Raw genomic sequence first — 24,747 nt, forward strand, 5'->3', positions numbered from 1 at the left:
AATTCTACAAAAGAATTCGGATTCTTACATACCTAGAAGATCGTTCAAGTGCTATTAACTATTTCTTAAATGATCGGCATTAGGACCCTAGGTCCCTTTTTTAATAGGTGTAAACAACGTCTTAGCTTGCGTGATTAGAAAACAAGTTATCAATAAGCTCATCTTCAAGTGCAAAGCGTGCTTCTAATGCCTCACCAATAACAGATAAGTCATCATCAAAACCCTTTAACAAGTCTTCTTTGTCTACTTCAGCGTACTTATCGTTAAAATCAAGCGCCACATCGGTTGTACTAGAAATGCGCGGGTAAATAGAGTTGGCTAACTCTTGGCTTTGCACGCCCTTTTTTTCACATGCTTTTGCTATATCGTCATACACTTCAAAATGGCCTGCAGATAGGTAGTCCATTAAAAGCTGACAAAAAGATTCAATTAGCTTTGGCTCTGGCAATGCTTGATCTTGTTTTTCGTACGGCGTAAAGCCTGCAATTTTACAATAAAGTACAATAAGGTCTTGGCGTTCATTTAGCCATTTATCAATTACTGTGTGGCTACCACCCCATTTCTGTTGAGCTTTTTCTACACGCGTCAGCATAATTGTTCTCCTAGCTGGGTTGGTTTTTAATTTCAATATAATAAGTTTATGTACATCAAGATATATTTAATTTGCGCGTATATCAACAAGTAAAGTTGAGCTACTTTGAGGGGTATACCTTTTTATATAATCTAAGGCGAGGGATTTTATTTTAGGCAAGAAAAAACCACCAGTTACGGTGGTCTAATTTCTTTCAGTGACTTGTTATAACAAGCTTTCTTATTTTTATGAGATGATTTTTATTGTTATTATTTTAAAACTTTTATTTTTATTGTTTTAAGATTTTTATTGTTGTTTTTGTTAACGCGGGACAAACAATACCAAGGTTTTCTTTATGTTGCAAACATATTAATAAAAAGTTTTAAATGTTATTCTTTTTTTGCTTATTTTATAGTCAAAATGGATTGAAACACTCCATTCTATTGATCTACCTCTAGGTAAAGCTGTTTTCGTCCCTAAGCAATAGAGGGTGAATGAATATGGTGGTACAATCTTGCACAATTTATACAAGTCTTAGGATCATTTACGCCATGAGCGAATTAAAAAACGACCGTTATTTACGTGCACTTGCAAAACAACCTGTTGATGTAACTCCGGTATGGATGATGCGCCAAGCAGGACGCTATTTACCAGAGTATCGTGCAACACGTGCACAAGCGGGCGATTTTATGAGCCTGTGCCGTAATGCAGAGCTTGCATGTGAAGTAACACTACAACCACTTCGTCGTTACCCGTTAGATGCCGCTATATTATTTAGTGATATTTTAACCATTCCAGATGCGATGGGCTTAGGCTTGTACTTTGAAACTGGCGAAGGTCCTAAGTTTGAACGTCCTATTTCATCACTTGCTGATGTTAAAAAAATTCCAAAGTTAGACCCTACAGACGAGCTTGGCTACGTAATGAACGCAGTAAGCACTATTCGTCGTGAACTTAAAGGCGAAGTACCACTTATTGGTTTTTCTGGTTCACCTTGGACGCTAGCAACTTATATGGTTGAAGGCGGTAGCAGCAAAGTATTTGGTAAAATCAAAAAAATGGCGTTTGCAGAGCCGCAAACACTTCATTTATTACTCGATAAATTAGCTGATTCAGTTATTGATTACTTAAATGCTCAAATTAAAGCTGGCGCGCAATCGTTAATGGTATTTGACTCATGGGGTGGTGTATTAAGCCCGCGCGATTACAACGAATTTTCACTACAATACATGCATAAAATTGTTGATGGCTTAATTCGTGAATACGATGGTCGTAAAGTACCGGTTACTTTGTTCACTAAAAATGGTGGTCAATGGATTGAGGCAATTGCAGCAACAGGTTGTGATGCAATTGGCCTTGATTGGACTATTAATATTAGCGACGCTAAGCGCCGTGTGGGTGATAAAGTAGCGCTACAAGGTAATATGGATCCGTCTATGTTACACGGTACACCAGAGCGTATTCGCCAAGAAGTAGGTACTATTTTAGAAGACTTCGGTACAGGCAATGGCCACGTGTTTAACTTAGGCCACGGTATTACACCAGATGTAGACCCTGAAAATGCCGGTGTATTCATTAATGCTGTACATGAGCTAAGTGCTAAGTACCATAAGTAATAGCCAATTAAACAGCATTAATGCTGCTTAAAAATAAAAAACCCGCTTAGTGCGGGTTTTTTGTTATCTATTTATAAAGGCGTTTAATACCAACCTGCATAAATCTTTGATCAATTTAACGGATTAAATTGCACTATAACGTCGTTAAAAATTTTTTATTTAGAACAACTAGATACAAAAATTTTTGCCTAGTTCTAGCGTAATTTTCTTAACGTTAAATAGACCCCGTATATAAGCAGGTTGGTATAAAAACTTTATTTAAGCAGTTACTTAAATAAGCGATTTAGACCATTTAATGCCGCAACACGGTAAGCCTCAGCCATCGTTGGGTAGTTAAATGTGGTATTTACAAAATAGTCGATATTATTGCCACCATTTTTTTGTTCCATAATGGCTTGGCCAATGTGAACAATTTCAGACGCACGCTCACCAAAGCAATGTACGCCAAGTACTTCTTTGGTTTCAGTGTGGAATAGTATTTTTAAACTACCCACTTCAGTGCCCGCAATTTGCGCACGTGCCAAATGCTTAAACTGAGCACGGCCAACTTCATAAGGTACTTTAGCGGCTGTAAGTTCTTGCTCTGTTTTACCTACTGAGCTCATTTCTGGAATGGTATAAATACCGGCCGGAATATCAATAATCAGGCGGTCATCACAGTTACCACACGCAATTGCATCAGCAGCTATACGACCTTGGTCAAACGCAGCACTTGCAAGGCTTGGGTAGCCAATTACATCACCTACAGCGTAAACGTTATCAATTTCTGTTTGGTATGTTTCGTTCACTTTTAGCTGACCACGGCTATCGGCTTTTAAACCAATGGCTTCAAGGTTTAGCGTATCAGTGTTACCAGTACGGCCATTAGCAAATAAAATACAGTCAGCTTTTACGCGTTTACCCGATTTTAAATGCATAATAACGCAGTCGTCACGCGTCTCTATTCGATCAAACTCTTCATTATGACGAATAACAATACCGCTGTTCCAAAAGTGATAGCTAAGCGCGTCAGATATTTCAGCATCCATAAAAGCAAGCAAACGATCGCGCGTATTAACTAAATCAACTTTAGCGCCTAAGCCTTTAAATATAGAAGCGTACTCACAACCAATAACACCTGCGCCATAAATAAGTACGCGATGAGGGTCATGTTCAAGGCCAAGTATCGTGTCGCTTTCGTAAATACGAGAATGCGTAAAATCGACTTCAGGCGGGCGGTAAGGGCGTGAACCCGTCGCTATAACAATTGTTTTAGCAGTTAGTCGCTCAGTAGAGCCATCATTTCTTTTTATTTCAATTGTGTGCTTATCTACAAAGCTCGCATCACCTTGAAACATATGAATGCGGTTGCGATCGTAAAAGCTGCTACGTAAATTAGATTGCTTAGAAATAACAGAACTGGCATGACGCAAAATATCAGGAAATGTTAAGCGGCTAGGGCGCTCGCCAACATTAAATAATGGGTTTGCTTTGTATTCAATATAACGGCTAACAGAGTGGCGAAGCGCTTTTGAAGGAATTGTTCCCCAATGTACACAACCGCCACCAACAGCTTCTTGGCGTTCAATAACCGCTACTTTTTTGTCATTTTTTGAAAGGTTCATGGCGGTACCTTCACCGCCAGGACCCGTGCCAATAATTATTGCGTCATATTGGTATGTCACGGGTACTTTTTTTTGTTCTGGTTGTTTGGCCACAGCCACTCCTAAATTAATTAAAAGAGGCTTTTAATAACCTCGCATTAAGTGCTAGCCATGCCTGTTTTTGATTTTCCCAGGCGGCTTCCAACTCATGGTATTGTGCCATTAATGCTGAGCGTTCACACTGCTTTGCCATGTTATTTTTTTTAACTTCTAACACTTGTTTTTGTAGTGAACAATAATTTTGCAGTTTTTTCAGCAGTAAATCGTACTCTTGTTGTAATAATGTAATCTTATCTTGCGCTAAAGGCAATTTTGCAAGACGCGTTTGCGTTTTACTCATTAGTGTTTCGGCTTTCGCTTTTTCGATGCGTTCAACTGGCGTACGCTTTAATTTATTAGCTAAACCAACAGCAGCTAAAGAGCGAATCATCCATTTTGTTGGATCGTAATGAAACCATTTAATACCGTTACGATAGTCGCTTGCAAAAATATGGTGGAAGTTATGGTAACCCTCGCCATAAGTAAATAATGCTAAAAAGCCGTTATCGCGTGCTGTATTTTTTTCGGTGTATGGGCGAGAACCCCAAATATGTGCAACCGAATTAATAAAAAAGGTAAAGTGTTGGCTTAGTACTAAGCGTAGTAAACCTGCAAGAATTAACATACCCCACACATCACCAACTAATAAACCAAGTGCAAGAGGCAAACCTACGTTCATAGCAATAGCAAGTTTTAAGTAGTGCTTGTGTTGCCACATAACCACTTTATTACGTTGTAAATCACGACAATTACTATAGTCGTTATAGCTATCGCCTTGGTAGTCACGTAACATCCAGCCAATATGGCTGTACCAAAAGCCATTAGTAGCTGCGTAAGGGTCTTTTATTGGGTCGTCAACTTGGCCGTGATGTATACGGTGATCGCTACTCCAGTGCAAAGCACTGTTTTGTAGTGCAAAAGCACCGCCAAGCGCAAAAATAAATTCAACAGCAGGGTGTGCGTTATAGGTTTTATGTGCCCATAATCGGTGGTAACCGGCTGTAATAGATAAGCCCGCATAAAACATGCAGCCAACAAAAGCAATCCAATGCGCGCTGGTAAATCCGTAGCTAATAGCGTACCAAGGTACAAGGGTGGCAGCCGCCAAAAAGGTTAGGCTAAAAAACAGGACGTTTGTCCAAATAATAGGTGGTTTATTCATAATTCTCAATCTCAGCGTACAACTGTAAGCTAAAATAGTATTTCAAACTCTTGGCGTCAAGTATTAGACTAGGGAATTAGGCATATTTTCACTAAAAATTCACATAAATTCATTCTAGGAGCTGTTGATGTCGGGTGTTAGAGCGCAACAGAAACAAAAAACACGACAGGCTTTAATTGAAGCGGCATTTAATCAGCTGAGTGCTGATCATAGTTTTTCGAATTTAAGTTTACGCGAAGTAGCACGAGAAGCCGGTATTGCCCCAACTTCTTTTTATCGTCATTTTAAAGACATGGATGAGCTAGGTTTAACCATGGTAGACGAAGCCGGTTTAACCCTTCGTCAACTAATGCGTCAAGCACGCAGGCGAATAGCGAACGATGGCGGCAGTGTTATAAATACCTCAGTGGTTACTTTTATGGAGTTTATTGATAACTCAAGTAACCAATTTAGGTTGTTGCTGCGAGAACGCTCCGGGACTTCTAAAGCATTTAGAGCCGCAGTAGCGCGCGAGGTAAAACATTTTATTTTAGAGCTGGCTCATTATTTAGAAAGCGAAACCAAATGTAACTCCATGCATGCCTATATTCAGGCTGAATCTATGGTCACTCTGGTATTTAATGCCGGCGCAGAAGCGCTCGACATAGAAGGGCTACAACGCGACGAATTGATTGAGCGCGTTATTTGGCAATTACGTTATATTACTCGCGGTGCGTCGCATTACGTAAGAGAAACGAATAAAGAGGCATAGCTTAAAAAAATTGCAAAAAGTTAATATAAGCACGGTATATTGCAGTGCTTATTAATTTAAGCGCCACTAGTTGCGTATTTGTTATTTTAATTCTCTATGTTGACCTATGTTAAATTAAAAAACCCAATTGAATCGTTTTTAAATCTATTATGTGGAATATTTATGCTTGCTTGGTGCGGCTATGAATGTTAAAAATAGGCTTCACTGAACACACACACAAGAAAACAAGATGCATATTATTCGTTTAATTACACTAAAACTTAACCTCTTACTGCTATGGCAAGTAAGCGGGGATTAGTGTGTTTGCATCGAGTTGAACACTAAAAACCCCGCAATTGCGGGGTTTTTTTTATCTCGCGGCTGGGATTAATTGAAATTTGGGTAACATAGGAATGAGGGGCAGTTATGCAAGAGCAAGATAAAGTATGGATTTTTGATACCACCTTACGTGATGGCGAACAGGCGCTTAAAGCAAGCCTTACTGAAGATGATAAAATTCAATTAGCACATACAATTAGCCGCTTGAATGTGGATGTGATGGAAGTGGGTTTTCCGGTTTCGAGCCCTGCTGATTTTCGCTCGGTGCAACGTATTGCAACCGAAGTAAAAGGCCCGATTATTTGTGGTTTAGCACGCTCAGTTGCTAAAGACATTGAAGCCTGTGGCGAAGCACTTCGCACAGCTCAGCAAAGCCGTATTCATACTTTTATTGCTACAAGCCCTTTGCACCTTGAACATAAATTACGTATGAGCCTAGACGATGCAACGGCAATGGCTGTTAAATCAATTAAATTGGCACGTAACTATACTGATGATGTTGAATTTTCGTGTGAAGATGCCGGTCGTACGCCGCACTGGGATTTATGTAAAATTGTTGAGCAGGCAATTAATGCCGGAGCTTCAACTATTAACTTGCCAGATACCGTTGGTTTTGTAACGCCAGACGAATACGCCGCGATGATCCGCCATTTAATGAATAACGTGCCAAATATTGATAAAGCGCGCTTAAGTGTGCATTGCCACAACGATTTAGGCTTAGCAGTAGCAAACTCAGTGGCTGCAGTGCAAGCCGGTGCTCGCCAAATTGAATGTACTATTAATGGCATTGGTGAACGTGCTGGTAACTGCTCACTTGAAGAAGTGGCGATGATCATGAAAATGCGCCACGACCACTTAAAAGTATACACCGATATTAAAAGTGAAGAAATTTACCGCGCATCTCGTCAAGTGGCTAAAATTTGTAATATGCCAGTACAACCAAATAAAGCAATTGTTGGCGAAAACGCCTTTGCACATAGTTCTGGCATTCACCAAGATGGTGTATTAAAAGCGCAAAATACTTATGAGATTATGTCGCCAGAAAGCGTTGGTGTGCCAAGCAACCAATTAAATATGACTTCGCGTTCGGGTCGTCATGTTATTGAGCATCGCTTAGAAGAGTTAGGCTATCAAAAATCTGATTACGATATGGATGGCTTATATAAAAGCTTTATCGAGTTAGCTGATCAAAAAGGCACCGTATACGATTACGACCTTGAGGCGATGATTTACTTTAATCAAATTAACGACAAAGACGAAAAATACCAATTAGAATTTGTTAACTCAGCTTCTAACTCGCAATCAGTGGCAAGCTCTACCATTGGCATGCGCATTGATGGCGAAGCTAAACAAGAAGCCGCGACAGGTAATGGCCCAGTAGAAGCCTCGTTTGCAGCTATTGAGCGCTTAACCGGTATGAGCGTTGAAATGATTGAATACAACTTAGAAGCGACAGGCCAAGGCGCAAGCTCGTTAGGCCAAGTAAATATTATAGCTAAACACGATGGCCGACCTTACCACGGTGCAGGCATTGCAGCGGATGTGGTTGAAGCGTCTGTACGCGCCATGATCCGTGTTTATAACTTAATTTATCGTGCACAGAAAGTGTCTGATTTAAAACAACAAAGGAAAGCAGGATGAGTAAAACAAACTACAGCGTTGCAGTATTAGCTGGCGACGGTATTGGTCCAGAAGTAATGGCAGCAGCAGAGCAAGTACTTGATGCTGTGAGCAATAAGTTTGGTTTTACCCTAAACCGCGAGCACTATGCAATTGGCGGCGCAGCCATTGACGAATTTGGTAAAGCATTACCAGAGAGCACACTTGCAGCGTGTGAAAACTCAGACGCTATTTTATTTGGTTCGGTAGGCGGTCCTAAATGGGAAAACTTACCACCAAACGAGCAGCCTGAGCGCGCGTCATTATTACCGCTTCGTAAGCACTTTGGTTTGTTTTGTAATTTACGCCCTGCGCAGTTATTACCTGCATTAAGTGCAGCGTCGCCACTTCGCGCTGATATCAGCGAAAAAGGCTTTGATATTTTATGTGTGCGCGAACTAACTGGCGGTATTTACTTTGGTGAAAAAGGCCGCAGTGGACAAGGCGCAGAAGAGTATGCATTTGATACGCAAACATACTCACGAAAAGAAATTGAACGTATTGCACGCTTTGCTTTTGAAGCGGCAAAACTACGTAGTAACCACGTAACGTCGGTAGATAAAGCCAATGTATTAGCATCAAGTGTATTATGGCGCGAAGTGGTTACTGAAGTAAGCAAAGACTACCCAGAAGTAAGCTTAGATTACATTTACGTAGATAACGCCGCAATGCAGTTAGTTAAACAGCCTAGCCAGTTTGACGTACTACTTTGCGATAACTTATTTGGCGATATTTTGTCAGATGAGTGCGCCATGATCACAGGCTCAATGGGCTTATTACCATCGGCAAGCTTGAACCAATCGGGCTTTGGCTTATACGAGCCAGCAGGCGGCTCAGCACCAGATATTGCAGGTAAAGGCGTTGCAAACCCAATAGCACAAATTTTAAGTGCCGCATTAATGCTACGTTACTCGCTAGGGCAAGACGAAGCGGCTCGCACCATTGAAAAAGCAGTAGCCGAAGCTGTAGAAGCAGGCGTTGGCACACCAGATATATATCCAAATGCAGGTTACAGCACAAGCGATGTGGCAGCAGCCATCGTTTCACGCATTTAATAACATATTAAAGTTGCAGCACCGTTATGCTGCAACTCAAACAGATTAGGGAATTAGCAAGTGGCCCAAACGTTATACGAAAAAATTTGGCAAGCACATACCGTTGCCAGCATAAACGAGCAAACCGACTTACTTTATATTGACCGCCATTTAGTGCATGAGGTTACTTCTCCGCAGGCTTTTGCAGGCTTGCGTGCAAAAAACCGTACTGTACGTTGCCCAGAAAAAACCTTTGCAACGATGGATCATAACGTATCGACTAAAAGCCGCTCATTAGATGCAGCAAGCGAAGTATCTAAAAACCAATTAATGGCGCTTGATAAAAACTGTAAAGAGTTTGGTATTGTGCTTTACGATTTAAACTCAATTAACCAGGGTATTGTGCACGTAATGGGCCCAGAGCAAGGTATTACTTTGCCGGGCACAACCATTGTATGTGGCGACAGCCATACCTCTACGCATGGTGCGTTTGGTGCATTAGCGCATGGTATTGGTACGTCTGAGGTTGAGCACGTATTAGCAACGCAAACGCTACAGCAAAAAAAGGCTAAATCGTTAAAAATTCAAATTAATGGTGTATTGCGCCCAACGGTTACTGCTAAAGATTTAATTATGGCTGTAATTGGCAAGTTAGGTACTGCTGGTGGCACAGGTTATGTAGCAGAGTTTTGTGGTGCAGGCATTGAAGCGCTTTCAATGGAAGCCCGTATGACGCTATGTAATATGAGCATTGAAATGGGTGCAAAGGCCGGTTTAATTGCATCTGATAAAATTACATACGATTACTTAAAAGGTCGCCCGTTTGCACCTAAAGGCGCTGATTTTGATGCAGCCGTTGAATATTGGGAAACATTAAAAACAGACGAAGGCGCACACTTTGATTTAGTTGTTGAGCTAAATGCTGACGACATTCAACCGCAAATTACTTGGGGCACAAGCCCTGAGCAAGTAATTGGTGTTGATGAGTGCATACCTGATCCAGATAAAGAACCTGATTTAATTAAAGCCGATGCTATACGCAGCGCCCTTAAATACATGGACTTAAAAGCGGGCGATAAATTATCAAGCGCAAAAGTAGACACTGTATTTATTGGCTCATGTACGAATAGCCGTATTGAAGATTTACGCGCAGCGGCAAAAATTGTTGAAGGCAAACATGTTGTAGCCGGCATAGAGGCGTTAATTGTACCGGGCTCAGGTTTAGTTAAAAAACAAGCTGAAGACGAGGGCTTAGCTGATATTTTTAAAGCCGCAGGCTTTGAATGGCGCGAACCGGGTTGTTCTATGTGTTTAGCGATGAACGATGACCGCCTAGAAGCAGGTAAGCGTTGTGCATCTACTTCAAATCGTAACTTTGAAGGTCGCCAAGGTCGCGGCGGGCGTACGCATTTAGTAAGCCCTGCAATGGCTGCAGCAGCTGCAATACATGGTTACTTTGTTGATATTAGAGGAGAAGCCTAATGAGCGTATTTTTTAGTGGCTTAATGGCCCCACTTGATAAAAACAATGTAGATACTGATCAAATTATTCCTAAGCAATTTTTAACATCAACTAGCCGCGAAGGCTTTGATGCGGCATTGTTTTATGATTGGCGTTACCTAGATAACGATGAGCCAAACCCTGACTTTATTTTAAATCGCCCGTGTTACCAAGGCGCGCAAATATTATTAACGCGCGATAACTTTGGCTGTGGCTCATCTCGTGAGCATGCACCATGGGCACTTAAGCAATACGGTTTTGAAGTTATTTTAGCTGAAAGCTTTGCAGATATTTTCTTTAATAACTGTGGTAACAACCAAATGTTAGCCATAGCGTTACCTGCCGATACGCTTGAGCAGTTGTTTGTACTTAGCGAGCAGCATGACGATATAAACATTGAAATCGATCTTGAAAATCAAACACTAACAAGCAGTAAATTTGCGCCAATTAACTTTGATATTAGTAAAGAAGTAAAAGAGCGCTTATTAAGTGGCTTAGATTTTATCGGTGTAACCGAAACGCTAAACCCACAAATAGATGCGTTTGAAAAACAACTCGCTGCTGAGCGCCCTTGGCAGTAATTGTTTAACCGAGTGTATTAAGAGTCACGTATTAAAAAGCACGGCAATTGCCGTGCTTTTTTGTGGATGAATATTAGATGTGGTAGCTAAAGGTTAATGCCTAAAGTCAGCCATTAACGCAGGTATACCAGGTAACATGCCTACAATTGCCATTACAGTGGTAAGTAGTACAAACATAATAAGTGGAATCACCCAACGGCTCATTTTAGTTAGCTCAGCGCTGCGCTCTTTACAGCCAATTAGCCCTAAGTTATCAAGTAACATAGTAAGCGACCAACCAAAAGCTGGGTTAACCAAGGTTGAGGCAAACACCACAATAGCGGCTGATTGCGTTGTTTTACCTTCGCGGGTCATTTCCATGCCAGCTTCAAGTAGTGGGATAAACACGCCCACAATAAGTGCTACACAGAGTACAGGCTGCCAAATTGCTAAATCCATAGGGTAACCCCATAAACCAGCAATAATACAAAATAATGCAGTTAAAATAGCGCCAGCAGGAATAGGGCGTTTAGCAATAGCGGCAGGCACAATATAAGTCCCCCAAGACGAGGCAAAGTTAGCACCACCGGCAAGTGAGCCAAATGTTTGTCTAACCGATGCGCTGAGCATGGTGTCGTCTATATTCATTTGTACTTTTTCGGTGCGTTGCGGATAGCTTATTTTTTGAAATACTTGATGACCTAAAAAATCAGGTGACCACATAGCGACAGCAAGTACAGCGAAAGGTAGTACCACAACAAAGCTTTCAAGCGTTGGTAGGCCAAGCATCCAACCTGTGTTTTCGCCCCACCAGTATGCTGGGTTCATATTTGGTAAACCCGGTGCAGTATGAAACTCAAACGGTGCACCTAAAGCAAAGGCAACCACGCCACCAATAAGACAGCTTAACGGCACCGCTAACCAGCGCTTTTTAAAGTGCTCTAAAAGTGCATACAATAAAATGGTGGCTAAAATAACAATAAATGCAATGTGCGCCATATCAATGGCTTCAGCCCAAGCAAACAGCTTTTTAACTTGCGAAATAGTGCCAATAAAGCCCAAATAAATAAGTAGTCCGCCACACACCCCTTTACTGGTGAGTCGCGCGAGCATACTTCCTCCCTTGGTTATGGCTAAAATAAAACCAAAGGCACCAATGAGTAAGCCAAACGCCATAGGATGGCCGCCAGCAGCAACAACAATAGGAATTAACGGAATAAGCGGGCCGTGAGTACCAGCCAAGTTGGCTGTAGGTAAAATAAAGCCTGAGAATAAGATGATAAAAATAGAAACAATGAGTAATTCGTAGCGCACATTTTCTAAAACAAAGGCATCGCTTAATCCAAGAGGCGCCGCAAAGGTTGCTGCAATAGCCCCCACCATAACGACTTTACCAATAGTGCCCGCCATTGCAGGTATAGTGTCTTCAAATTCAAATCGGTAATCTCTAAACGGTAAATTAGGACGCCAACGTTTAGGCTGCATAATTTGTAATTCATGTTCGAGATACTCGTCGCGAGTATTAAACTCTGAACTCGGTTTATGAAGCTGCTCGTAGCTTTGAGCATCCTTGTGCGTGTTTGATGGTGCATCACCGGGCGGTGTAGTTTGCATGCGTTCTCCTGCAACATTGTTGCTTAGTCAAATAAATACGGCTTTTGTTAAAGCAAATGAATATTGAACATGCAGGGTAAATCAGCTTTTAGGCTGGGATGTATAGGCAAAAGGTCGTGCATGGTTGTTTTTAATACAGTTAATCTGAAAAACAGCTTTACGTTAAAAATTATAAAATTACAGATGTGGGTTTAAAACCATTAAAAATCAAGTGCTTGTGTTTTGTTTTAAAGGGGTGAAGGACTGTTTGCAGAATAGTATCGTGTTAATGGCAGGTTATTATCCTTTAGTCTTAGTGGTTGTTAAAGCCGCTATATTTCAAGCTATTTGTTTACAGCAGCCGTTAATTTCGTTTTATTTGTGGTGAAATAATACTTCTGTTACTTTCGGGTTGTTAATAACAATAATAAAGAATAGAGATGCAACTCAACTCCCCTAAATCAATTGGTATTTTACTTGGTACGCTTTACGGCATATTTATGCGGCTGTTTGTAGAGCTAGTCAATGCTTACAATTTAGGTAGCTTAGTCTCTATATCATTTATGTTTTTAGTGCCCGTTGCAATTGGTTATATTCGTGTTCACTTTGAATTTAAAAGCACAAAAACATTAACTAAAAGGCAAATGGCAACGATTGCTTGGCAGCCTATTTTTGTTTTTTTATTTGTAAGTGTAATTACTTTACTTGAAGGGAGTATTTGTGTGGCAATGGCTTTGCCTGCTTTTATGTTTTTTGCCAGCATTGGTGGATTACTTGCGGGCTTTGTTAGAAAGCGTAAAATAAAAAAAGCGAATAGTTCTTTATTATCAATCGCGTTGTTACCTATATTGCTCTCACCTATTGAAGTTAACTTTTTACATTTATCAAAAACATACGAAGTAACAAATTCAATAGCTATTAACGCGCCCATCAATGTTGTGTGGCAGCAGTTAGCTAATGTGAGTGATATAAAACCACAGGAAGTGCCTTTTTCACTCACTCAATTAATTGGTGTACCAAAGCCATTAAAGGCAAGTATGAATGCTAGCGGTATAGGCGCTGTTCGCACAAGTACTTGGCAAAAAGGCGTTGTGTTTAAAGAGATAATAACTGACTGGCAGCCAAACAAAAAAATGCTTTATAGGTTTGAAATAAATCCAGATTTAATTCCGGATGATGCACTTGATAAACACGTTAAATTGGGCGGTGAATACTTTTCTCCACTTCACGGCGGTTATCAGTTAAGTGAAAATAATAGCGGAAATACAATTTTGACCTTAAAAACGACCGTTCAAGATAATACAAATTTTGGTATCTATTCACGAGTATGGGGAGAGGTGATATTTCAAGATTTTCATCACTCACTGTTAACGCTGATGAAAAACAGAGCTGAAAAGTCACTTATCGTAACTGTTTCTTATAATTAGCTTAAGCCATCATATTTCTAAAAAATATTACACACTAAAAGGTAAAGCCTTTGCATTTGCAAAGGCTTTTTTTAACTGCTAACTTTTACCAAATCATTTCTACAAATTCAGGGTGGTCGATATACGGATTACGATTACCTTGAAATTCAAACGCTGCTTGGTTACGGTCAAGTTCCATTTGGCTTACAGGGTCACTGTTATGCCAATTTAATAGCATGGCTACAACCCAGCTTTCAAATACTTTATTGCTTGAGCCATTAAGTACCGCATTACTTGAAGTTGTTTTAGTTTGCCAAGTGCCTATTACATTTTCGTAGCGTGTTGCCATGTAAAAATACGCGCGAGCAAAGTCACCTTTAAATTCGTCAATTGGCTCAAATACAGTACCAGAGTAATTTAACGAACTTGCGGCAGAGCCTAATTTACTTCCGTTAGTTGATGTAAATGAAGCGCTTGCTACTTCACCAAATGGGAAATTACTACGTTTTGAGTTTACATAACCGTCGGTTGCGTAAATATGATGCACATCTGAGTTCATTGGCTCAATAGTGCCGCCAAACCAGCTTTTAGGGAATGAATGCTCACGGTTGTAACAGCCGCCTTCTCCACTATAGTTACCACATTGATCGCTCACAGCAGCATAATTGTAGCTGTCTGAACCGTTTGGTTTTTCGCTATACATATCTAAAATGCTGTTATCGTTTTCAAAGTATTTATCACGGGCAGATGAATCGTAAAAACTCCAAATAGCCGAGTAACCCTGTGCATTATGATCTTTAATAATATTATAAAGCTCAGTTTTTAGTGCATAACCCGATAACCCTTGAGCAGTAACATAGTAGCCAGTGGGTGTTGGGTTGGTCCCGCCGCCATCACCAGAGCCACCACCTAAAGTAAATGCCGTGCTTTCTGTATTATTAAAACTTGCACCGCTAGCAAGTGTGGTAGAGCCTTGCTTAAGCGCATAACTGCCACTACCCGTTGAACAACACATGCCATCGCCGTAACTGTCGTTAATAACAAGAGTATAAGCGCCATCGGCTAAGCATATTTGTTCATCATATTGTGTGTTTGATGCGTAACCACTGCCATTAGCAACAGCACTACCTTGATTGCTATTAACGGCCCAGCTAGTTTCGCTACCGTAATTATCGGTATTAAGCGTTAATGTAAGGTTATTGTCGGCACAACTTGTTGATGCGCTGCCATCAGCGTTTGGTAAAAAGTTATCTACGTAAACGGTTTCGCTGCCATCAAATCCACTTACATCGTAAAAGCGCAGGCCTACATTAATCGTTTTATTACTGCTTGCTGTGTAGTTATGGCTAATAGTTTGCCATTGATTAGTTTGTGCCTGATTTGAATAGCCTTGGTAACCATCGACATACAAGCGCGCTTTAATTTTACCTTCGGTATGGTAAACATCAGCCGAAAAGTTATAGGTTTTACCCGCTTCTACAGCAACTTGTTGTAGTAGATCAGTGTTACTTTGCGATCCTGTTGTTACATTTACAGCAGCTGAGCTACTACCACTTTTAATTGTGCTGGTGGATCGTAAAAGACTAATTCCGCTATCTATCGTAGTCCATGAATCAGGTTTATTACCTGACCATTGCTCAAAGCCGCCATTAGTTACATTGGCCATTACAGGTAATGAGCCCAGTAACAATGCGGTACTAAGTAGTTTATTTTTATATTTCCCGTGTAACATGGTTGTTCCTATTTTTATTTTGAATAGTGAAATATACCCTACATTATTTTGGTTGCAAAATTGTTAATTTAAAGTGCAGTAAAAGGCAATAATTGCTCTTTAAACTGTTTTTGAAGGTATTTTTATAAATTAATAACTAAATGGAATATCAAAGCAGATTCTATTCTTTTTTTATCTATGCTGAGCCCGTTATCCTACAAACTTAGAAAACCTCAACAGACACGCTCTGGATGAGGTAAAACTCATTTTTAACAATACACAAAGTGTGTTGTGTTTAATTTTCAGGGTTATGGGGAATCGATTCATGTTGTTAGGTCAACTAAATGCTGCGGCAAGCCCGCTATCGCAAGATCAAGTACAAAAGCTGCAAGGTTTAGTGGCTGAGCTTAATCCAATTCAACAAGCATGGGTAAGCGGTTATTTAGCTGCTAATGCTAACTCAGCTGCATTAGGTGCTCCTACTGCTGGCGTACCGGCTGCGGGTGATGCAGCAGCGCTAACTATTTTATATGGTTCGCAAACGGGTAACGCAAAAGGCGTAGCAAGCAAAATGAAAGAGCAGGCTGAGTCGCGCGGCTTAGCAGTTAAGCTTGTTAGCATGTCAGATTACAAACCAACAGCCCTGAAAAAAGAAAAGTTTTTAACTATCGTTGTATCTACTTACGGCGAAGGTGAGCCACCTGAGGACGCAGAAACACTTCACGAATTTTTAGCCACTAAAAAAGCACCAAAACTAGACGATGTAAAAATAGCTGTTATTGGTTTAGGTGATTCTAGCTATGAGTTTTTCTGCCAAACAGCAAAAGACTTTGAAGAGCGTTTAAATAAACTCGGCGCGCAAACTATATATCAACGTGCTGATTTAGACGTAGATTATGAAGAAGAAGCTGCAACATGGATTGCGGGCGCAATTGATGCATTTGAACCTGATTTAAAAGCGCAACAAGATGCAGCTGGTGGCCAAGTAGTATCAATGCCATTTGGTGCACCAACAACAGCTTCAAGCCAATATACAAAACAAAATCCATTTGAAGCAGAGCTATTAACCGTTCAAAAAATTACCGGTCGTGACTCAACTAAAGATGTGCGCCATGTTGAAATTTCACTTGAAGGTTCTGACATTACTTACACACCAGGTGACTCATTAGGTGTTTATTTTTTAAATGACGATGTACTAGTTGATGAAGTACTTACACTTACTCAAATAGATGCGGCTAGCATTGTAAAAGTAGGTGATGAAGAGCTAAGCGTACGTGATGCACTTATTGAAAAACTAGAGCTGACTCAGTCATACCCAGGTTTTGTAGAAAAATACGCAACAGCAACAGGTACGCCTGAATTATTAAAGCTTGTAGAAGATAAAACAGCAATGCGCGCATACATTGAGCCTCGCCAAATATTTGATGTAATTCGCCAAAACCCTGCAAAGCTTGATGCACAAACATTAGTAGATTGCCTACGTAAATTACAAGCGCGTTTATATTCAATTGCATCTAGCCAAAGCGAAGTTGAAGATGAAGTACATTTAACACTAGGTCTAGTGCAGTTTGATGCATTTGGTAGCGAGCATTTAGGTGGCTGTACTGGTTACTTAACTCGCCGTGCTGAAGAAGGCTGTAAAGTTAAAGTATTTAGCGAACACAACGACAATTTCCGCCTACCAACTAACGATGATACACCCGTGATCATGGTTGGCCCTGGTACAGGTATTGCGCCGTTCCGTGCATTTTTACAAGAGCGTGACTCGCGTGAAGCACAAGGCAAAAATTGGTTGTTTTTTGGTAACCCACATTTTACGCAAGACTTTTTATACCAAGTAGAAATACAGGGTTATTTAAAATCGGGTTTACTTAACAAAGTAGATGTTGCATTTAGCCGCGACCAAGCCGAAAAAGTATACGTACAAGACAAGTTACGCAGTAATAGTAAAGAGGTATTTGAATGGCTAGAGGCTGGCGCCCACTTTTATATTTGTGGCGATGCAAATCGTATGGCAAAAGATGTACACAATACTTTGCTTGATATAGTTAAAGAAAACACAGGCAAGAGTAACGAAGACGCAGAGCAGTACTTAAAAGATTTACGTAGCGCAAACCGCTATCAGAAAGACGTGTACTAACCGCGCCTCCTATTTTATTTAGTATCTAATTATCGTAATTGTAACAAATTTAGGATTTAAAATGAGCGAACAAGATAAAAATGTAAAACTTTCTGATAACGAGCGCTTAAAAGGTGAAAGTAACTTTTTGCGCGGCACTATAGCTCAAGGGTTAAAAGATGACATCACAGGTGGTTTTACCGCAGATAACTTTCAGCTAATTCGTTTTCATGGCATGTACCAGCAAGATGATCGTGATATAAGATCTGAACGTGTAAAACAGAAATTAGAACCTTTACATAATGTTATGCTGCGCGCGCGTATGCCTGGCGGTATCATTAAACCCGCACAGTGGTTAGCCGTTGATGATTTTGCTGGTGATAAAACATCGTATGGCAGCATTCGTTTAACTACCCGACAAACATTTCAATTTCATGGCGTATTAAAGCCAAACATTAAAGGCATGCACCAATTACTCGATAGTGTTGGTATTGATTCTATAGCGACGGCAGGTGATGTTAATCGTAATGTACTTTGTACAACCAACCCAGTTGAATCTGAACTGCATTTAGAGGCTTATCAATGGGCTGTGAAAATTTCTGAACATTTATTACCAAAAACCAAAGCATACGCTGAAATTTGGTTAGATGGTGAAAAGACAGAAACCACAGAAGAACCTATTTTAGGGGCGACCTATTTACCACGTAAATTTAAAACTACGGTAACGATCCCACCTAATAACGAAGTAGACGTGCACGCTAATGATTTAAACTTTGTGGCGATTGCTGATAACGGCAAGCTAATTGGTTTTAACGTATTAGTGGGGGGCGGTCTTGCTATGACGCACGGCGATACAGCAACTTACCCGCGTAAAGCTGACGAATTTGGTTTTATACCTCTTGAGCATACATTGAGTGTTGCTGAACATGTTTTATCAGTTCAACGTGATTGGGGTAATCGCGAAAATCGTAAAAATGCGAAAACAAAGTACACACTAGACCGTGTTGGTACAGATACATTTAAAGCTGAAGTTGAAAAACGTATTGGTGTTAAGTTTGAACCGATTAGACCTTATAAGTTCACCCACCGAGGCGATCGCATAGGTTGGGTTGATGGTATTGATGGAAAGAGTCATTTAACACTCTTCATCCAAAATGGCCGTATTTTGGATTACCCAGACAAGCCACTAAAAACAGGTTGTCGTAAAATTGCAGAAATTCACCAAGGTGATATGCGCATGACAGCCAATCAAAACTTAATTATTGCCGGTGTACCTGCAGATCAAAAAGCAGTGATTGAAGAAATTGCCCGTAGTCATGGCTTAATTGATGACAAAGATTCGCAGCAGCGTAAAAACTCAATGGCGTGTGTTTCACTGCCAACGTGCCCACTTGCAATGGCTGAGGCAGAGCGCTACTTACCAAGCCTAATAGAAAAAACTGAAGCATTGCTTGCTAAGCACGGTATACCAGATGACAGCATTATTATGCGCGTTGTAGGTTGCCCGAACGGTTGTGGCCGCGCAATGCTTGCAGAAGCTGGTTTAGTAGGTAAAGGCCCAGGTAAGTACAACGTTTACCTAGGTGGTAATGTAGAAGGCACACGTATTCCTAAATTGTACCTTGAGAACGTAGGCGAAGATGTTTACCTAGAAGCATTCGATAAGCTAATTGGCCAATGGGCTAAAGAGCGTAACGACGGTGAGTGTTTTGGTGACTTTGTTATACGCAAAGGCATTGTTGCTGAAGTAAAAGTATCAGTAACCGACTTTTACGCATAATTTAATACCAGCGCTAAGCGCTGGTGAGGTTTGGAATTTACCATGAGTGAATTTAAAAACATTTTACAGCTAGATAAACAAAGCCAAACGGCTATGTTAGCTGATGCTAATGGTTTACTAGCGAGTATGAGCGCAGAACAGCGCGTTGCATGGGCGCTTGATAACTTGCCTAATACGGCATTTTTATCATCTAGCTTTGGTATTCAAGCAGCAGTGATGCTGCATTTAATGACCTCACAACGCCCAGATATTCCTGTTGTATTAACCGATACAGGTTATTTATTTCCTGAAACGTATCAGTTTATTGAGCAAATGAGTGAGCGTTTATCGCTTAACTTAAAGGTGTATAGAGCGCCTTTTAGCCCTGCATGGCAAGAAGCCAAATTTGGTAAGCTATGGGAGCAAGGCGAAGATGGCATTAAGCAATATAACCAGCTTAATAAGGTAGAGCCGATGACCCGCGCGCTAAAAGAGATTGAAGCCGGTACGTGGTTTAGTGGTCTGCGCCGCGATCAATCATCATCACGTGCTGATAAACAGTTTGTAGAAATTAGCCGTGGCACGGTTAAAGTGTACCCGATTATTGAATGGTCTAACCGCGACGTGTATCAGTACCTAACTAAGCACGATTTACCTTATCACCCATTATGGGAGCAAGGTTATGTGTCGATGGGTGACGTGCATACAACACGTAAGTTAGAACCAGGAATGACTGAGGAAGAAACTCGCTTTTTTGGTTTAAACCGAGAATGCGGACTACACATGGATGGTGACGGTATTTAACGTTACTACGGTGTAGTTTAATCAATAATAACAACGCAGCTTAGGCTGCGTTTTTATTTTCTTTTATTAGGGTACAAAAATTGCCTAATTAAGTATTTTTTATTAAACTTGTGGTAATAAAGGATTAATTAAAGCAGGAACGCTATGAAATACTTTACCTACTTAGCTATATCAATCATGGCTATTGCAGTCATCTCTTTGTTTTATTTAAAAAAGCCCGACGGTCAAACATGGCTTTCTGCATCATTTATTGGCAGTGAATCTCAGCAAATTAAAGAAAAAATGGTCGCGCTATCTAGCAATACTTTGGCTCAAGCAGTGCAGGGTGTTAAGCAAGCGGGCGATAAAATTGCGAGCAGTATTTCTGATGAACCAATGCCTGCAAGTACTACCTCAAGCAGCAAAATTTTTAAGTGGCAAGATGAAACAGGCCAATGGCACTTTTCTGATACACCTAACTCGCATGCAAAAAATATTGAAGTAAAACTGGATCCTAAAGATATTACTGTTATTGCTGCAGAAGACACGTCTATTTTAAATACCTCTCCAAGTACAAATACAATGTCGGCTGCACCAGAGGGGATCAGTATTTTTAATCCAGACTCTGTTAAAAAGCTATTTAATGACGCCGAAAATGTAAAAGACAAACTAGAAAAACGTAATAAAGAAATTAATAATTTAAGCGCACTTTAGCTATTCTGAGTTAGGGCTTTTATGGTTTTTTAAATAACGTTTTTCGGCTTCCATTAGCAGTATGGTTAAATATATTTTAGTGGGAAGTGATAATAGCACCCTATAGCGATACATGCTGCCGCTGTAATTATTCCTTTAATACCATGATTAACAGTGAAATAACTCGACACAATTAAAGAGTGGCCAGTCACAATAAGGCATAATCCAAACACTATTGATGTTTTCAGCAGTCGAATAATCATTATTTGCGACATAGTCACCTCACTAAGAGTGACCCTAGTGTAGGCAGGCTTTAAATATTCGGCATTGATTTGAAACAACAAACAGCTCACATAAAAAAGCCCAGCTTATTAGCTGGGCTTTTAAATGCATTAATTACAGCGCGTATTAATCGAGCATATTACGCAGTACATATTGTAAAATACCGCCGTGTTTGTAGTAATCCCACTCTTTAGGGGTATCAATACGTACATCAGCACTCAAGGTTACTTTTTTACCTTCGGCATTGGTTGCAATAACGGTTACTTCATCGGTTTTATCGTACAGGCCATCAATATCAAATTGTTCTTGCCCAGTTAACCCATGTGACTCGTAGCTTTCACCTTCTTTAAATTGCAGCGGTAATACACCCATACCAATTAAGTTAGAACGGTGAATACGCTCATAGCTTTGTGCTACAACGGCTTTTACACCAAGTAATAATGAGCCTTTAGCCGCCCAATCACGAGATGAACCTGTACCGTACTCTTTACCCGCTAAAATAATGAGTGGAGTATTATTTTTTTGATACTCCATAGCAGCATCGTAAATGCTTGCTAAATCGTTTTCTGGTTGCGTACGTGTTACGCCGCCTTCAGTACCTGGGGCAAGTAAGTTTTTAAGGCGAACATTGGCAAACGTTCCGCGCATCATTACTTCGTGATTACCACGGCGTGAGCCATACGAGTTAAACTGCGATTTTTCTACACCTTTCTCTTGCAAGTATAAACCTGCTGGCGCTTCTGCTTTAATAGCACCCGCTGGAGAAATATGGTCAGTGGTTACTGAATCGCCAAGCTTCGCTAAACAACGTGCGCCTTCAATTGTAGGGATGCCCGGTGGTTCTACTTTCATACCATCAAAGAATGGTGCTTTTTTAATGTAGGTAGAAGCATCGTTCCAATCGTAAAGTTTGCCATCCGGTATTTTAATTTGCTGCCAGCGGCTATCGCCTTCGTAAACGTTAGCGTAGCTTTTTTCGAACATTTCTTTAGTTACGGTTTCTTTAACTAGGTCGCTTACTTCTTTAACACTTGGCCAAATGTTTTTAAGGTAAATATCGTTACCGTTAGCATCTTGAGCAAGGGGTTCGTTGTATACGTCAATATCTGTTCTACCGGCAATAGCGTAAGCTACAACAAGCGGAGGAGACGCTAAAAAGTTCATTTTAACATCTTGGTGAATACGTCCTTCAAAGTTACGGTTACCCGATAAAATAGAACTAACCACTAATTTGTGCTTTTGAATGGCATCTGATATTTCAGTTGGAAGTGGGCCTGAGTTACCAATACAAGTTGTACAACCGTAGCCAACAAGGTTAAAGCCTAAGCTTTCTAGGTCATCCATTAGGCCTGCTTTTTCCAGGTAGTCGGTAACTACCTTAGAGCCTGGCGCAAGTGATGTTTTAACCCAAGGTTTTACATTAATGCCTAACTGTTTTGCTTTTTTAGCGACTAAGCCTGCGGCTAAAATAACACTAGGGTTAGAAGTATTAGTACAGCTGGTAATTGCAGCAATTACACAAGCGCCATCGTTTAGCTCAAACTCTTGGCCTTTAAATTTAACTTTAGCTGCGCCCATAAACTGTGCTTCGTCTACTGGCTCATCTGGATTTGTTGTTGGGCCTTCACTTTCAATACGAGCTTGTTCTTCATCGCTTTTATCGCGACGAGCCATACGTTCGTCTTGGAAGCCTTTTAAATGATCGCCAATAACTTTGCCAGCTTCGTTTAGGGCAATTCTATCTTGTGGACGTTTAGGGCCTGCAAGGCTCGGTACAACATCATCTAATTTAAGTTCAAGTGTATCGGTGTAGCTAGCTTCGTCGCCATCGTTACGCCATAAGCCTTGATGCTTAGCATAATCTTCAATTACTTTTAGCTGCTTTTCGTCGCGGTTTGTTAAGCGAAGGTAGTTAATGGTTTCATCATCGATCGGGAAAATACCACATGTAGCACCGTATTCTGGTGCCATATTAGCAATGGTTGCTCTATCGGCAAGTGGTAGGTCAGCAAGGCCGTCACCATAAAACTCTACAAATTTACCTACTACGCCATGGTTACGTAGTATTTCGGTAACTGTTAACACCAAATCGGTTGCGGTAGTACCCTCTGGTAGTCGACCGCTTAGCTTCATACCGACTACTTGTGGAATCAATAAACTAATTGGCTGACCAAGCATAGCCGCTTCGGCTTCAATGCCGCCTACGCCCCAACCAAGGACACCTAAGCCATTTATCATCGTTGTATGAGAGTCGGTACCTACAAGCGTATCTGGGTAAGCATATTTTTTGCCATCGCGGTCTTCATTAAAAACAACGCGTGCTAGGTATTCTAAATTTACTTGGTGGACAATGCCGGTTGCTGGTGGCACTACTTTTAAATTATCAAAAGCGGTTTGTCCCCAACGTAAAAATTCGTAACGTTCTTTATTTCGGTCGTATTCAAGTTTTGCATTTAAATCAAATGCACCATCATCGCCGTAACCATCTACTTGTACCGAATGGTCAATAACAAGTTCAGCAGGCGATAACGGGTTTATTTTTGCAGGATCTCCACCTAGCTTTTCCATTGCGTCACGCATCGCGGCTAAATCAACAATAGCGGGTACGCCGGTAAAGTCTTGCATAACAACACGGGCGGGAGTAAAGGCAACTTCAGATGCAGGTTTTGCTTGAGGGTCCCAATTAAGTAGGGCTTGAATGTCTTGTTCTTTAATATTTGCGCCATCTTCGTTACGAAGCAGGTTTTCAAGTAATACTTTTAAGGAGAAGGGCAATCGTTTCGCTTTGTCGCCAAGTCCTTTTAGAGAATGAATATGATATTGCTCACCATTTATTGTGAGCTGATGTTGGGTATCGAAACTATTATTCATTATTTGCCCCTTTATGAATTATAAAAATATTTTGAAGAGTGACCTCTGTAGTGCTTGAGTTGCAAAGTGCATACCAATGTAAAAAGCCGTATTTAGAGAACGAATTTTATACAGTTAATATAGTAGAGATGATGCTGAAAAGTTTAATTTCAAGAGATGATTTGAAAGAGGTAGGGTCAAAAGTTATTTCGACCCTTATTAATTACTGTAACCAACCTTGTTGTTTACCTTTAATACTTAAACAAAGTAGATATATGGCAATAAGGATTACAAAAATAGGCATAAATACAGCACTTGCGCCAAGCAGCTCAATACTGTTTATGACCACAAAATTATAATATTGCTGAATTAAAATAGCGCCGAGGGATAGCGCAAAAGTGGGCGTTGCCAGCGCGTTTTTAGCAAGTAAAAAAATACAACCCAAAGTGCTTCCAAATACAGCTATAGCAAATGCAATGGTTGACCAAGTAGGAACGTTAGAGTAGGCAGCTTGTTGATCTAGCGGAAGTTTACCTATCATTTCGGGTGTCATCATCATGTGCATAGCAAATGCAATAACGCCAAGCAAGTTCCATACGAGTGCCGCCCATACAACTAACACCATTCAGTTAAGCATGTTTTGACTTAATGGTGTACCGAGTTTTTGAAATTCGAACGGTCCTACTTTTGGGCCGTTT

Annotated in this window: 18 protein-coding genes and 1 pseudogene; 11 read left to right on the forward strand and 8 right to left on the reverse strand. The window is 40.6% G+C overall.

Features of this window, described 5'->3' with window-relative positions; genetic code table 11:
- Nucleotides 1-121 precede the first annotated feature (121 nt).
- On the reverse strand, nucleotides 122-592 hold the full coding sequence (gene rsd, locus GQR55_RS16810; protein ID WP_166421496.1) for a sigma D regulator: 471 nt from the start codon (nucleotides 590-592) through the stop codon (nucleotides 122-124).
- Nucleotides 593-1,122: 530 nt separating this feature from the next.
- Here rsd and hemE point away from each other — a divergent pair.
- The gene (gene hemE / locus GQR55_RS16815; RefSeq protein ID WP_002961084.1) at nucleotides 1,123-2,187 is read left to right on the forward strand and encodes a uroporphyrinogen decarboxylase; all 1,065 of its coding nucleotides are present in this window, start codon (nucleotides 1,123-1,125) and stop codon (nucleotides 2,185-2,187) included.
- 266 nt (nucleotides 2,188-2,453) lie between these two features.
- Here the strand turns inward: hemE and sthA are convergent, their stop codons facing one another.
- Entirely contained in the window at nucleotides 2,454-3,884 is a 1,431-nt protein-coding gene (sthA, locus tag GQR55_RS16820; RefSeq protein ID WP_346774264.1) for a Si-specific NAD(P)(+) transhydrogenase, read from the reverse strand.
- A gap of 13 nt (nucleotides 3,885-3,897) precedes the next feature.
- Nucleotides 3,898-5,031: a fatty acid desaturase gene (locus GQR55_RS16825; RefSeq protein ID WP_024589509.1), complete on the reverse strand. Its 1,134-nt coding sequence runs from the start codon at nucleotides 5,029-5,031 to the stop codon at nucleotides 3,898-3,900.
- A gap of 127 nt (nucleotides 5,032-5,158) precedes the next feature.
- Here GQR55_RS16825 and fabR point away from each other — a divergent pair, with 127 nt between their 5' ends.
- From fabR to leuD, 5 genes are all read left to right on the forward strand, one after another.
- Nucleotides 5,159-5,782, forward strand: coding sequence for an HTH-type transcriptional repressor FabR (gene fabR / locus GQR55_RS16830; RefSeq protein WP_166421497.1), 624 nt, complete (start codon nucleotides 5,159-5,161; stop codon nucleotides 5,780-5,782).
- A gap of 405 nt (nucleotides 5,783-6,187) precedes the next feature.
- Nucleotides 6,188-7,741 (forward strand): 2-isopropylmalate synthase, encoded by a 1,554-nt coding sequence (gene leuA / locus GQR55_RS16835; protein ID WP_166421498.1) that lies wholly within the window; start codon nucleotides 6,188-6,190, stop codon nucleotides 7,739-7,741.
- Entirely contained in the window at nucleotides 7,738-8,814 is a 1,077-nt protein-coding gene (leuB, locus tag GQR55_RS16840) for a 3-isopropylmalate dehydrogenase (RefSeq protein WP_166421499.1), read from the forward strand. The genes leuA and leuB overlap by 4 nt, the downstream gene beginning before the upstream one ends.
- A gap of 60 nt (nucleotides 8,815-8,874) precedes the next feature.
- A complete protein-coding gene (gene leuC, locus GQR55_RS16845) occupies nucleotides 8,875-10,275 on the forward strand; it encodes a 3-isopropylmalate dehydratase large subunit (protein WP_166421500.1) in 1,401 nt (466 codons plus the stop codon).
- Nucleotides 10,275-10,874, forward strand: a complete 600-nt coding sequence (leuD, locus tag GQR55_RS16850) for a 3-isopropylmalate dehydratase small subunit (protein WP_166421501.1) — start codon at nucleotides 10,275-10,277, stop codon at nucleotides 10,872-10,874. Before leuC ends, leuD begins: the two co-directional genes overlap by 1 nt.
- Before the next feature lie 93 nt (nucleotides 10,875-10,967).
- Here leuD and GQR55_RS16855 read toward each other — a convergent pair whose 3' ends face one another.
- Nucleotides 10,968-12,467, reverse strand: coding sequence for a DUF3360 family protein (locus GQR55_RS16855; protein ID WP_007582201.1), 1,500 nt, complete (start codon nucleotides 12,465-12,467; stop codon nucleotides 10,968-10,970).
- A gap of 419 nt (nucleotides 12,468-12,886) precedes the next feature.
- Here GQR55_RS16855 and GQR55_RS16860 point away from each other — a divergent pair, with 419 nt between their 5' ends.
- Nucleotides 12,887-13,873 (forward strand): hypothetical protein, encoded by a 987-nt coding sequence (locus GQR55_RS16860; RefSeq protein ID WP_166421502.1) that lies wholly within the window; start codon nucleotides 12,887-12,889, stop codon nucleotides 13,871-13,873.
- Nucleotides 13,874-13,958: 85 nt separating this feature from the next.
- On the opposite strand, the gene GQR55_RS16865 is transcribed toward GQR55_RS16860, so the two are convergent.
- Nucleotides 13,959-15,584 (reverse strand): endonuclease, encoded by a 1,626-nt coding sequence (locus tag GQR55_RS16865; protein ID WP_166421503.1) that lies wholly within the window; start codon nucleotides 15,582-15,584, stop codon nucleotides 13,959-13,961.
- 304 nt (nucleotides 15,585-15,888) lie between these two features.
- On the opposite strand from GQR55_RS16865, the gene GQR55_RS16870 reads away from it, so the two are divergent.
- The 4 genes from GQR55_RS16870 (at nucleotide 15,889) to GQR55_RS16885 (ending at nucleotide 20,938) form a co-directional block, all read left to right on the forward strand.
- Nucleotides 15,889-17,703: an assimilatory sulfite reductase (NADPH) flavoprotein subunit gene (locus GQR55_RS16870; protein ID WP_166421504.1), complete on the forward strand. Its 1,815-nt coding sequence runs from the start codon at nucleotides 15,889-15,891 to the stop codon at nucleotides 17,701-17,703.
- Nucleotides 17,704-17,764: 61 nt separating this feature from the next.
- Nucleotides 17,765-19,462: an assimilatory sulfite reductase (NADPH) hemoprotein subunit gene (gene cysI, locus GQR55_RS16875; RefSeq protein ID WP_166421505.1), complete on the forward strand. Its 1,698-nt coding sequence runs from the start codon at nucleotides 17,765-17,767 to the stop codon at nucleotides 19,460-19,462.
- Nucleotides 19,463-19,504: 42 nt separating this feature from the next.
- Nucleotides 19,505-20,245 carry a phosphoadenylyl-sulfate reductase gene (locus GQR55_RS16880; protein ID WP_166421506.1) on the forward strand — a complete coding sequence of 247 codons (741 nt, stop codon included), beginning with the start codon at nucleotides 19,505-19,507 and terminating at the stop codon, nucleotides 20,243-20,245.
- A gap of 144 nt (nucleotides 20,246-20,389) precedes the next feature.
- Nucleotides 20,390-20,938 (forward strand): DUF4124 domain-containing protein, encoded by a 549-nt coding sequence (locus GQR55_RS16885; protein ID WP_166421507.1) that lies wholly within the window; start codon nucleotides 20,390-20,392, stop codon nucleotides 20,936-20,938.
- Here the strand turns inward: GQR55_RS16885 and GQR55_RS20355 are convergent.
- From GQR55_RS20355 to GQR55_RS16900, 3 genes and pseudogenes are all read right to left on the reverse strand, one after another.
- Nucleotides 20,939-21,192, reverse strand: a pseudogene (locus GQR55_RS20355) (hypothetical protein). It abuts the gene before it with no gap.
- A 133-nt stretch (nucleotides 21,193-21,325) separates the two neighbouring features.
- Nucleotides 21,326-24,070 (reverse strand): aconitate hydratase AcnA, encoded by a 2,745-nt coding sequence (acnA, locus tag GQR55_RS16895; RefSeq protein WP_166421508.1) that lies wholly within the window; start codon nucleotides 24,068-24,070, stop codon nucleotides 21,326-21,328.
- A 202-nt stretch (nucleotides 24,071-24,272) separates the two neighbouring features.
- Complete coding sequence (locus GQR55_RS16900; RefSeq protein ID WP_166421509.1) at nucleotides 24,273-24,674, reverse strand: hypothetical protein; 402 nt, start codon at nucleotides 24,672-24,674, stop codon at nucleotides 24,273-24,275.
- Nucleotides 24,675-24,747 lie beyond the last annotated feature (73 nt).

This window comes from Pseudoalteromonas sp. Z1A8 (assembly GCF_011378855.1).
GTDB lineage: Bacteria > Pseudomonadota > Gammaproteobacteria > Enterobacterales > Alteromonadaceae > Pseudoalteromonas.